General features: G+C 52.7%; 10 protein-coding genes. All 10 read right to left on the bottom strand.

Features of this window, described 5'->3' with window-relative positions:
* Positions 1–173 precede the first annotated feature (173 nt).
* A complete protein-coding gene (locus BMW41_RS12700; protein WP_074650481.1) occupies positions 174–449 on the bottom strand; it encodes an HU family DNA-binding protein in 276 nt (91 codons plus the stop codon).
* 101 nt (positions 450–550) lie between these two features.
* Positions 551–2,092 carry a Na+/H+ antiporter NhaC family protein gene (locus BMW41_RS12695; protein ID WP_074650479.1) on the bottom strand — a complete coding sequence of 514 codons (1,542 nt, stop codon included), beginning with the start codon at positions 2,090–2,092 and terminating at the stop codon, positions 551–553.
* A gap of 330 nt (positions 2,093–2,422) precedes the next feature.
* On the bottom strand, positions 2,423–2,710 hold the full coding sequence (gene spoVG, locus BMW41_RS12690; protein ID WP_074650478.1) for a septation regulator SpoVG: 288 nt from the start codon (positions 2,708–2,710) through the stop codon (positions 2,423–2,425).
* A 92-nt stretch (positions 2,711–2,802) separates the two neighbouring features.
* Positions 2,803–3,924, bottom strand: coding sequence for a glucose-1-phosphate adenylyltransferase subunit GlgD (glgD, locus tag BMW41_RS12685; RefSeq protein WP_074650476.1), 1,122 nt, complete (start codon positions 3,922–3,924; stop codon positions 2,803–2,805).
* Entirely contained in the window at positions 3,921–5,195 is a 1,275-nt protein-coding gene (locus BMW41_RS12680; protein ID WP_074650474.1) for a glucose-1-phosphate adenylyltransferase, read from the bottom strand. Before BMW41_RS12680 ends, glgD begins: the two co-directional genes overlap by 4 nt.
* Before the next feature lie 287 nt (positions 5,196–5,482).
* Positions 5,483–6,874: an asparagine--tRNA ligase gene (gene asnS, locus BMW41_RS12675; RefSeq protein ID WP_074650472.1), complete on the bottom strand. Its 1,392-nt coding sequence runs from the start codon at positions 6,872–6,874 to the stop codon at positions 5,483–5,485.
* Positions 6,875–6,928: 54 nt separating this feature from the next.
* A complete protein-coding gene (locus BMW41_RS12670; RefSeq protein WP_330387003.1) occupies positions 6,929–8,125 on the bottom strand; it encodes a ribose-phosphate pyrophosphokinase in 1,197 nt (398 codons plus the stop codon).
* A gap of 97 nt (positions 8,126–8,222) precedes the next feature.
* On the bottom strand, positions 8,223–9,227 hold the full coding sequence (locus tag BMW41_RS12665) for an ATP-binding protein (protein WP_074650470.1): 1,005 nt from the start codon (positions 9,225–9,227) through the stop codon (positions 8,223–8,225).
* A gap of 55 nt (positions 9,228–9,282) precedes the next feature.
* A complete protein-coding gene (locus tag BMW41_RS12660) occupies positions 9,283–10,461 on the bottom strand; it encodes a DnaD domain protein (protein WP_074650468.1) in 1,179 nt (392 codons plus the stop codon).
* A 370-nt stretch (positions 10,462–10,831) separates the two neighbouring features.
* A complete protein-coding gene (gene murC, locus BMW41_RS12655; protein WP_074650467.1) occupies positions 10,832–12,208 on the bottom strand; it encodes a UDP-N-acetylmuramate--L-alanine ligase in 1,377 nt (458 codons plus the stop codon).
* Positions 12,209–12,772 lie beyond the last annotated feature (564 nt).

Raw genomic sequence — 12,772 nt, 5'->3', positions numbered from 1 at the left:
ATGGAAATTCACTTAGCGAGGTTTTCTCGAGCTTAGTGAATTTGCTTACAGCGGCGTGCGCATCCTCGCGGAGCGTTTTTGTTTCATAGGGAATTTCGGAGAAATTTCCTATGAAACAAAAGAGGCCGGGTGATTTTCATCACCCGGCCTCGAATTATTCTCTGAAGCGCTGATTATGCGTTTACAGTGTCCTTAAGAGCCTTACCCGGCTTGAACTTCGGGGACTTGGAAGCAGCGATCGGCATGTTCTCGCCGGTTCTCGGATTTCTTCCCTCTCTTGCAGCTCTCTCAGCAACCTCGAAAGTGCCAAAACCAACGAGCTGGATCTTCTCGCCCTTAGCAAGCTCCTCAGCTACTGTCTCTGTGAAAGCCTTAACTGCCTTCTCAGCATCCTTCTTGGAAACTCCAGCCTTCTCAGCTACAGCTGCAACAAATTCTGCCTTATTCATAGATCAATTTCCTCCTGATTTCTATTTTCGAACTCTTGCGCGACAACTGTATCGCACTACCTATTATTTATAGCGGGAAAAGCCCGATTTGTCAAGGTTTTTCAAGGGTTTTGAGGGTTTTGGGCACTCGTTCCTTCCGCACATTCCGCCCCTTTATTTTCCGCTTTCTGTCTGGAGTTGAGAACCGCTACCAGAACGATAAGAAGGACGATAGACAGTACCGTTCCGATGTATCCGTTTCCGGTGATGCCGTCGGCGAGATAGCCAAGAACGCAGCATCCTGCAACGCATGCCACATACGGGATCTGGGTCGATACATGGTAAATGTGATTGCACTGTGCTCCGGCAGACGCCAGGATAGTCGTATCGGAGATCGGGGATACATGATCGCCGCAGACCGCGCCGGCCAGAATCGCCGATGTGGTGATCGTCAGCGTATCCACGTCACCGCTTCCGATGACCGCCAGAGCGATCGGAATCAGGATACCGAAGGTTCCCCAAGAGGTACCGGTCGCAAAGGCCAGTCCCGCTGCCACAACGAACATGACTGCCGGCATCAGAACGCCGACCATTGCGCTTCCCTGCACAAGGCTGCTGACAAAACCGCCGATGTTGAGATAATCCTCGCTGCAGATACCGGAGAGGGTCCATGCAAGGCTGAGGATCATGATCGCCGGCACCATGGACTTCGCGCCGATGGTCAGGGACTCACAGAACTCGCTGTAATGAAGAACGCGTCTGGAAAGATAAAATACAAAGATAAATACCAGTGTAAAGAACGAACCCAGTGCAAGGCTGAGCGCCGCATCACAGTTCGCAAAGGCCTCAACGACACCTACACCGTCGAGAATTCCGCCCGTATACATCATTCCTGCCACACAGAACAGGATCAGCACAAGAATCGGGGCGATCAGGTCAATGACTTTTCCTCTTCCGGCGATATCCATCGTCTCACCGCCGACGATCTCCTCACTGCCGCACTGCGCCACGCGCTGCTCATACTTCTTCATGGATGAAAAATCAGCGTTGCGGACAACGATAAAGATCATAAAGAGCAGCGTCAGGATCGCGTACAGGTTAAACGGAATGGTGTGAAGGAACAGGTTGAATCCATCAATTCCGCTGTCTTCCGGAAGGGAAGAACCGACTGCCGCCGCCCAGCTGGATACCGGGGCAATGATGCAGACCGGCGCTGCGGTGGCATCGATGATATATGCCAGCTTCGCTCTTGTAATCTTAAATTTGTCGGTCACCGGCCGCATAACCGTTCCGACCGTCAGACAGTTGAAATAGTCGTCGACAAAGATGAATACTCCGAGGAAAATCGTTGCAAACAGTGCGCCTCGTTTGGTGTGAATCGCCTTTGCCGCCCAGTCACCGTACGCCTTGGATGCACCGGATTTGGTAATCAGAGCTACCACAATTCCGAGAAATACCAGGAATACCAGAATATTGACGTTGCCGCCGATCTTTGCCCCCATAATGCTGAGCACTGTCTGCACCGCAGTCACTGGCTGTGCTCCGACAAACAAAAACGCACCGACCAGAATACCGATGGTCAGGGACATATACACTTCCTTGGTGAATAGTGCCAGAGCAATTGCCACCACAGGCGGAAGCAACGAAAAAACGGTTGCGCTCATTTTTCTCCCCCTTAAATCAAAATCAATCCTTTTACGCTTCCACGCGATACTGTTCTATCATAACACAGCTTCACCCCGCGCTGCTCTGCATCTTCCTCCGGCAGAACACCGGGCGACGCAGATTTCACTGCAGCTGTGCCGGCTGCCCCAGTGAAACAGCGTGCCGAGGCTGGCGTTTCCGAGCCTGACGGACTTGCTGCAGCGGCGTGTGCATCCTCGCGGAGCGTTATTATGCGATAGGAAAATTCCGAGAACTTTCCTATGACATAATAAAACGCCCCGGCCGATTTGTCCATCAGCCAGGGCCAAAAAAACACATATTGTACAGAATCACTTGGCAGCTGCCAAATCCGAGGCATCTTCCATGGAAGTTGCCTCATATTTTGCCAGCACAACCTTCTGGATCATATCCCGCGTATCGGAATTAATCGGATGCGCGATATCGCGATACTCCCCGTCCGCCGCTTTGCGGCTCGGCATCGCAATAAACAGGCCCTTATCGCCTTCAATCACCTTGATATCATGAACCACAAACTCATTGTCAAAGGTAATGGAAACAATCGCCCTCATTTTCCCTTCTTTATCGATCTTCCGGACACGAACATCAGTGATCTGCATTTCCGTCGCCCCTTTCCAGTTCTGTTTTCTTCCTCACGCGCCCTTTGCGCGCATATACGCTGTAAAACCGCCCTGCGGCTCTCTCACGCAAATCACAGTGTGAATCGCTCGCTCTTCTCCACGATAACCTCCGGCTCATCCTTATCGCCGATATGAGACGTATTCGCCCGGATGGTTCCCTTGCTCTCCACAATGCAGTTCTCAATCACCGTATTGTCGCCGATATAGACGTCATTCAGAATGATGGAATTGCGGATTACGCAGTTATTGCCGACATAGACTTTCTTGAACAGGATCGAATTCTCGACCTGTCCGTTGATGATGCAGCCGCTTGCAATCAGACTGTTCCGGACGGCAGCGCCCGGATTGTACTTTGCCGGAGGAAGATCCTCCACCTTCGTGTACACTTCCGGATAATCCCGGAAGAAATACTTTCTGACATCCGGCTTCAGGAAATCCATATTCGTGTGATAGTAATCCGTCACGGAAGCCATATTGCTCCAGTATTCTTCCATCTTGTATGCAAAAATCCGCTTCAGATTCTTGTAACGAACCAGAATGTCTGTTACAAAATCATACCGGTCCTCCGCCGCACAGCGCTCGATCAGTTCGATCAGCTGACGTCTGCGGATGACATAGATTCCGCAGGAGATCGTGTTGGATGTTGCCACCATCGGCTTCTGCTCAAAGTCGATAATGCGGCCGTTTTCATTGACCTTTACGATGCCGTAACGGGTGATATCCTGCTCCGGCGACATATCCTTGCACACAACCGTGATATCTGCTTTCTTTTCCACGTGGTATTCCAGAACCTTGTTGAAGTCCATCTTGTAAATGCAGTCGCCGCCTGCAATCACGACATACGGCTCATGACTCTTCTTCAGGAAATCCAGATTCTGATACAGTGCGTCCGCCGTTCCGCGGTACCATTCACTGCTCTCCGCCGTGATCGTCGGGGTAAACACAAACATTCCGCCCTGTTTACGGCCGAAATCCCACCATTTGGAGGAACTCAGATGCTCATGAAGAGAACGTGAATTGTACTGGATCAGAACTGCCACGCTCTGAATATGTGAGTTGCTCATGCTGCTCAGCGCGAAGTCAACGCTGCGGTAGTTTCCTGCCATCGGCATGGCAGCGATCGCTCTTCGGTCCGAGAGTTCCCGCATGCGCTTACTGTTTCCGCCCGCTAAAATAATTCCGATCGCTCTCATCTGCCGCCACCTGCCTTTATGATGGATCCGCCGCTCTCCAGGGATCCCTTATGATAATCTGCCTGTACTGTACTTCCGGAAATCGCCGTATTCCGCCCGATGGAAACACCGTCCGGGATCACGCTCTTCTCAGCGATAACCGCAAGATCCGAATTGTATACTCTCTTATCATAGGAGCTCGTCGCGAACTCGCCGACGCCGACTCTGACATTTTTCCCGAGCTCGACGTCCTCCGCGATGATCGCTTTCTCCAGAACGCATCCCTCTCCGATCGAACTCCCCTTCATGACGATGGAATCCCTGACCACAGATCCCGGCGCAATGTAAACTCCGGCACCGATGACAGAGTTCAGCACCTCTCCATAAATCTCACAGCCCTCACCGATGATGGAGCGTTCCACGCGCGCATCCGGCGCAATATACTGCGGCGGAACAATATCGCTCTTGGTATAGATCTTCCAGTATTCCTCGTAGAGATTGAATTCCGGGATGATGTCGATCAGCTCCATATTGGCCTCCCAATACGACTGAAGGGTGCCGACATCCTTCCAGTATCCGTTGAACTCGTAGGCAAAAATCCGTTTTCCCGTGCTGAAGCAGTGCGGAATCACATGCTTGCCGAAATCGCACTCCGGAACATTTTCCAGCGTCGTCAGAGACTTCTTCAGAACCTCCCAGCTGAAAATGTAGATTCCCATGGATGCAAGATTGCTCTGTGCGTGTTCCGGTTTCTCCTCGAACGCCGTGATCCGGTTTTCCTCATCCGTAACCGTGATGCCGAAACGGCTGGTCTCCTCCCACGGAACCTGCATGACAGCAATGGTGACATCCGATTTTTTTGACTTATGATATTCGAGCATGACCTCATAATCCATCTTGTAAATGTGGTCGCCCGAAAGAATCAGAACATACTCCGGATTATACTGTTCCATATACTCCAGATTCTGATAGATGGCATTCGCGGTTCCGGTATACCAGTCACTGCCCTTGCTCCGCTCATACGGAGGAAGAACCGTAACGCCGCCGACATTTCGGTCCAGATCCCACGGAATTCCGATTCCGATATGCGTATTCAGACGAAGCGGCTGGTACTGCGTCAGCACGCCCACCGTATCCACGCCAGAGTTGATACAGTTGCTCAGCGGAAAGTCGATAATTCTGTACTTGCCCCCAAAAGAAACTGCCGGTTTTGCCACCTTCTGTGTCAGAACGCCGAGACGGCTTCCCTGACCTCCTGCAAGAAGCATGGCAATCATTTCTTTCTTAATCACGCTATCACCCCTCGATGCTTAAACAATTAATGCCTTATTCCCGCATTCGTTCATTATCAGGCAAATGCCATATAAATGTATAACCATTATACCATACAGCATCAAATCCGCGTATTGTTTTTTGAAAATGCGACAAAGTTTTTACATAATTTTCGTGTTTTTTGGCTATTCTGCATTTTTAAACGAAATAGAACAACATTAACAGGATAATTTGCGGATCATTCCTATACCCAAAACAAGGGCACCCGCCGGCGGCAGGTGCCCTTGTTTCAAATGATAAAAGCAGATTAAAGTTCGCAGTTGTTAACGGTTCTCGGGAACGGGATGACATCGCGGATATTGCCCATTCCGGTGAGATACATCACCGCTCTCTCGAAGCCGAGGCCGAATCCCGCATGTCTTGCGGAACCATACTTTCTGAGATCCATGTAGAAGTCATACTGCTCTTCCTTCATGCCCAGCTCGTCCATTCTCGCCTTCAGCTTCTCATAGTCGTCCTCACGCTGGCTTCCGCCGATGATCTCGCCGATACCCGGTACCAGACAGTCAACGGCCGCAACGGTCTTGCCGTCCGGGTTCAGCTTCATGTAGAACGCCTTGATCTCCTTCGGATAATCGGTTACGAATACCGGCTTGCCGAAGATCTTCTCGGTCAGATATCTCTCATGCTCGGTCTGCAGATCGCAGCCCCAGTATACCTTGTAATCAAACTCGTCGTTGTGCTCCTCCAGAAGTTTTACCGCCTCGGTGTAAGTGATGCGTCCGAACTCGTTGCTGACAACATTGTTCAGACGGTCCAGAAGTCCCTTGTCGATGAAGCTGTTGAAGAAGTTCATCTCTTCCGGCGCGTTCTCCAGAACATAGTTGATGACATACTTCAGCATTGCTTCCGCAACTTCCATATCGTCCTGAAGATCGGCAAACGCCATCTCCGGCTCGATCATCCAGAACTCTGCCGCATGACGGGTCGTGTTGGAATTCTCCGCACGGAACGTCGGTCCGAAGGTGTAAATATTGCGGAACGCCATCGCGTAAGTCTCACCGTTCAGCTGTCCGCTGACCGTAAGGCTGACTTTCTTGTTGAAGAAATCCTGACTGAAATCAACCGCACCGTCCTCGGTCTTCGGAACATTGTTCAGATCCAGCGTTGTCACCTGGAACATCTCGCCGGCACCCTCTGCGTCAGAACCGGTGATCAGCGGCGTGTTGACGTAAACGAAGCCGTGCTCCTGGAAGAACTTGTGGATTGCGTATGCTGCGAGGGAGCGTACACGGAAAACCGCCTGGAAAGTGTTGGTTCTCGGACGAAGATGTGTGATCGTGCGGAGATACTCCAGCGTGTGGCGCTTCTTCTGCAGCGGATAATCGGAGGCGGACGGTCCCTCTACGGCAACCTCATCCGCCTGGATCTCGAACGGCTGCTTCGCATCCGGAGTCGCTACCAGCGTTCCCTTTACGATGATGGCCGCACCGACATTCAGCTTGGAGATCTCGGTGAAATTCTCCATGGTGTCATGATAGACAACCTGAATGGTGTCAAAATAGCTTCCGTCTGCCACAACGATAAATCCAAAGGCTTTGGACGCTCTGACGCTGCGGACCCAGCCGCCGATCGTCACTTTCTGATCAAAGTACTTGTCGCGATTGCGGAAAATCTCTTTTACGGTGATAAGATCCATCTCTTTTTACCTCTTATTATGAATGTTTTATTCTCTGGCTCTGATATCGAGGGGTCAGCCCTTCTGCTCTGCTCTGTACTTTTCAACCGCGCGGTGGATACGGTCTACCGGGCTGAGAAGGTTGGACAGGGAATCATCATGGTTCAGGCTGTCGATGATCAGGGCGATGTATTTGCTCATCTCAACGCTTGTATACCACGGTCTGTCCAGAAGCTCCGGAGTCTGGTATACCAGGTTGGTGGTGAGCACGCGGTCGATCAGACCGTTGGAGTAATATTCGTCAAATTTTGCAAGGCCGCTGGTGAACAGACCGAAGGTCGCACAGCAGAATACCTTTCTTGCCTTGCGTCTCTTCAGTTCCTTTGCGACATCCAGCATGCTCTCACCGGAGGAGATCATGTCATCGATGATGATGACATCCTTGCCCTCCACGCTTGTGCCGAGGAAGTCATGGGCAACGATGGGATTTCTTCCGTCCACTACCTGGGAGTAATCACGGCGCTTGTAGAACATGCCGAGATCCAGACCGAGAACGTTGGCAAAGAAGACCGCTCTCTTCGTGCCGCCCTCATCCGGACTGATGACCATCATGTGATCGGCATCAATCTGAAGATCCTTCTCATGGAGCAGAAGGTGCTTGATGAACTGATAGCTCGGCTGAACCGTCTCAAATCCCTTTCTCGGGATCGCGTTCTGTACGCGCGGATCATGCGCATCGAAAGTAATGATGTTCTCCACGCCCATCGCGGTCAGCTCCTGAAGCGCGGTTGCACAGTCCAGAGACTCTCTTCCGTCTCTCTTGTGCTGGCGGCCCTCATACAGGAACGGCATGATAACGTTCAGACGTCTTGCCTTGCCGTTTGCCGCCGCAATAACTCTCTTCAGATTCTGGAAATGGTCATCCGGGGACATGTGATTGACCTGTCCCGCCATGGAATATGTAATATTGTAGTTGGTCACATCCACGATCAGATAGAGATCGTCGCCGCGGACGGACTCATTTAACTGGCCCTTTGCCTCACCGGAGCCGAATCTCGGTGTGGACGCACTGACAAGATAAGAATCCTTCTCATACTCCGCAAACGGCTGAGTATCCTTGTGCTCGTTCTCTCTCTCTTTTCTCCACTGAACCAGATAACGGTCTACGTTCCGTCCAAGCTCTCTGCATCCGTCCAGCGCAATCAGTCCGAGCGGCGCAACCGGGATGGTCTCAATCTTCTTCTCACTGTGTCCGATGATTTCTTTCGCCATATCCTATCCTCCAAATTTCTCCCGGAACATGCGGAGAAATTCATTACGTAAAAATTGTACTCAACGTTATAGACATTACACGAAATGCCGTACACAGTCAAGATTTTCTGCGGTTTTCTGCCATTCTCCTGCGGATCCGGATATCCTCTCCGAAAAACGGGATAATCTGATAGGCACTGATGATCCGGCTCATCACACGCTCCGTAAATACATCCCGCATCTCATTGACCGGAAGATTGGTCGAAATGATGGTGCCGTTTGCCCGGTTCAGCCGCTCATTGATTACCGTGAACAGCTGGGAGACCGTGAAGGTATTGATCAGCTCCGTGCCCAGATCGTCGATGATCAGCAGGTCGCACTCCATCAGATATTCCGCCCGGCTTCTCAGATCCTCGTCGTCATCGTAGGAGAAGCGGTCCCTGGAGAAAATGTCGAACATCTGCGATGCCGGAAGGTAGACAACGCTGTGATAGCGCTCGATCAGCTCACGGGCAATGCAGTTGGAAAGAAACGTCTTTCCGAGACCGGTCTTTCCGGTAAAGAGAAGATTGCCTTTTTTGGTCCGGAAATCCTCGATATACTCCTGACAGATCCGCACGGTCCGTGCCATATTCTCCCGGGCGGTCATGCCGCTGCGCGGATCTTTTTTCTCATCGTCGAACCAGTCATAGCTGAAGGTCGAGAAATTTTCCTTCTCCAGAACCGCGCGGATATTCGACTGCTCATAGAGAAGGTTGATCTCCTGCTCCCGGAAACAGTGGCATTTCCGGTTGTCAATATATCCCGTATCCCTGCAGTCCGGGCAGTGGTAGCGCGGCTCCAGATAGTCGGCCGGATATCCGTGGCTTTTCAGCAGAACCTCTTTCTGTTCCTTCAGATCGGCAATCTGTGCGCGGAGCCTTGTCACCGCGTCCTGATCGCCGGCAAGCAGCTTCCGCGCTGCCGCCGCCGCACAGCTGCTCACCTCGTCATTCATCTGCGGAATGGCCGGAATCTTCTCCGCGATCTCCGCCTTCCGCGCATTCAGGTCATGCCTGGATTTCAGCTGACGCTGACTGTAGATGCGCATAATTGCCTCATACTGTGCATTACTGAGCCCCATGGTCTCCTCCTTCTGTTACCGGTTCCCGCCCTTCGCACTCTTCGGACCGTCCCGTTCAGTCTTTCTTCCTTTTCCCTCCGGCCGGATCCATCAGCTCCCAGACCAGATCTTCGTAATCATATCCGTGCGATTCAAAATTATCAAACCGGGTGCGCGCCCGGCCGTGGGCATTTTTGTCCGCCCCGGTCCTTCCGTCCGTGTTCTTTCCCTTCAGACTTTCCTGCGCGGCCCGCACTTCATCCTGGGTTCTCACGTCATCCAGCGTCTTTACACCGCTTCCGCGCCAGATTTTCAGAATCCCGTCCGCATAGGTAAAGCTCGGCTTATGAATCCGCGCGATCGTTCGGTCACAGGCTTCCAGCACCACCTCCAGCGGAAAACCGTATTCCCCGAGCCACCGGTCGATAAACTGCTTTTCCGCCGTGGCCGGTCTCCGGTCATTGAGGCCGAACGCCTTCATGACCGCAAACATCCCCTTGGAATAATTTGCAGAATAGTTTTCCGCCTCCGCCCTTGTTCGGAAGCCCCGGTCATTCCAGTCGAGCGCGATCTTTTCGGCATATCGCATGCTGCTGTGCCCCGACTGCGCGCAGTATTCCATCAGATACTCCAGCACCTCCGCCGGGATTCCGATATTCTGATAGAGATTGGCAAAGATCATGTGGTCGGTATGGCTGAAGGTCTTCTTCATGTACCGCTGCGCCACGTAGAGAAGATCCTGATACTCCTGATTGCCGACAAGCTTTGTCATGTCCGGCTGTTTCTTTGCCGCATCGGCTCCCCCGGAGCGCTTCGTCAGACTCTCCGGATTCTGTCCGTCCGCCGGGGGAAATGCTGCCTCTCCCGCACTTACGGCCGCCGGTTCCGCGGCTCCCGGAATCTCTGTCCCCGCAAATACCGCAGCGGCCCGGTTCCTCCCTGCTGCCGCATCCCGCTCCGCGGTTCCTTCCGCCGGCGCTTCAACCTGCGGTCCATCGCTCTTTTGTCCGGGAAGTCCGCTCTCCCACGGACAGAGTACGCCTTCCTTTACCCAGTACGCCGCCGCTCTGCGGACATCCGCCTCGGTACACTCCAGCGCGTCTGCCGCCGATGCACAGGTCACGTCCTCGCCCCCGTGACGGAGAAGATACAGATATACCTTCACAAAATTGCCGTCCGCCCCGGCCATGCATTCATCAATAAAACGGTTGGACACCACGGTCACCCCCGCCGATAACTGATCGGTAAATTTCACGTTCTTCCCCTCACTGTTTTTGCCCTTTTATCTTGTGTCTTATTTTAACACACCGCCCTGAAAACCGAAAGAACAGGTCAAACCACCTTATCCACCGTGGAAAACTTTCGTGCACTCCAGTTTTCAGGATCATCCACCCGGTTATTCACATATTTACCCACATTTTGCACATCATAATTTTCATTATCCACCGTTTATCCACAAAAAATGTGGATAATCCCCCTTCTTTCGGGGGTATTTTCTCTGTCTGACTTTTCTGAATTGAGGCTTATATACAGAAAATCCACCGGATTTTCTCCATAATTGTTGAAAACTCGGTGGATAATGTGGATAAATTTGCTTTCCGTTACCAAAACGGCATCCCGGCAGCTTACTTCAGAAGATTCTCTCCCACTTTCACGATGTCGCCGGCGCCCATGGTGATCAAAATGTCTCCCGGCCGGCAATTTTCACGAACAAAAGACTCAATTTCCGGGAAAGTCGGAAGATACCATGCCTCTTTTCCCATCTTCTTCAGCCGCTGCACAATGTCATCGGAGCTGACGCCGTACGTATTTGTCTCTCTCGCCGCATAGATATCCGCCAGAATGACGCGGTCCGCCAGGGAAAGCGCCTTTGCGAAGTCATCCAGAAACGCCGCAGTTCTGGAATAGGTGTGGGGCTGGAATGCGCACCAGACCGTTCCGTGCGGATAATTCTTCGCCGCCAGAAGCGTCGCCTCGATCTCCTGCGGGTGATGCGCATAGTCGTCGATGATGGTCACGCCATCCAGCACACCCTTTTTCTCAAAACGGCGGTGTGTGCCGGAAAAGCGCTCCAGTGCCTTCGTCACGGCACTCATCGGAATCGCATAATTCTGTGCCGCCGCGATCGCCGCCAGCGCGTTCAGGACATTGTGCTCGCCGGCCACGCCGAGACGGATCCGCTCTTTCTTCTCACCCTTCACATACAGGTCAAACGACGCCCGGCCGAATTCATCGTAGGATATGTCGCCGGCGGAATAGTCAAAGCTCCGGTCATGTCCGAAGGTAATCACCTTCACTTTCGCGTCCCCGATGATCTCACTCCAGTTCTCAATCTCTCCGTTGATGACAACCGTGCCGCCCTCGGCGACATTGCCCACAAAGCGGCGGAAAGAATGACGGATGTCCGCCAGATCCTTGAAAAAGTCCAGATGATCTTCCTGCACGTTCAGAATCACCGCCAGCGTCGGGAAGAAGGACAGGAAGCTGTTCGTATATTCGCACGCCTCCATGACAAAGTAGTCCGGACCGCCGACGCGGATGTTGCCGCCGATGGAATCCAGCATACCGCCGACCGACACGGTCGGATCGGTCTTCGCCTCCATGAAGATTTCCGTGATCATGGACGTTGTGGTCGTCTTTCCGTGCGTTCCTGCAACGGAGATCGCATTGCGGTAATGCTTCATGATCTGGCCGAGCAGCTGTGCTCTGGTCAGCATCGGAATGCCGCGCTTTGCGGCCTCGGCAAATTCCGGATTATCCGGATGGATCGCTGCCGTGTAGACAACGGCATCCATTCCGTCTGTGATATTGTCCGCAGTCTGTGCATACGCGATCTTCGCGCCCAGGCTCTCCAGATGCTCCGTGATCGGTGAGCGGCGGGCGTCGGAGCCGGTGACGCAGAATTTCTCATCGAGCAGAATTTCTGCGAGGCCGCTCATGCTGATGCCGCCGATTCCGATAAAATGCACATGTGCCGGTTTTTTCAGATCGATCTCATACATAACGTAAACCTTCTTATTTCTCTTATTACTCTTACTGTTCCTGTTGTTCTCTTACTTGTATTATCACGCGGGGGCCTGCCCCCCTGCCGGGAAATAAATCCTTTTTCCGTCGCTTACTTTAGCATAGAAACGATGCAAAATCAACGCACGGAATCTGCGCGGACAACGCGTCCGGAGATTTCCGCAGAAAATCCCCGAAAGAACAAAGTCCGCAAGCGGACTTCGGCTCCCCCATCCCCTCAGTCCTGAGGGGAGTCCCGCGGACTTTGCGCGCCGCCGCTGGTCACCGTTAGGTGACAGCTTCCTTACAGCGGCGTGCGCATCCTCGCGGAGCGTTTTTGTTTCATAGGGAATTTCGGAGAAATTTCCTATGAAACAGAGACAAGGCGCCCGGACGGTGCTCCGCCCGGACGCCTCCGGAAAAATCTCTCGATTCTTAATCTTCCTTCGGAAGTGCTGCCTCCGCCGCCTCCCGTGCCGCTCTTCTCGCCGCATCCTTCTGGGCGGTTGCCTCTACCGCATCCGCATCGGCCTGAAGCGTTGCGCGCTCCGCCTCCGTCTCCG

This window comes from [Clostridium] aminophilum, assembly GCF_900101295.1.
Classification (GTDB): Bacteria; Bacillota; Clostridia; order Lachnospirales; family Lachnospiraceae; genus Clostridium_R; species Clostridium_R aminophilum_A.
Note: the sequence above shows the minus strand (reverse complement) of the source record. Positions and strands in the feature narration are given on the sequence as shown.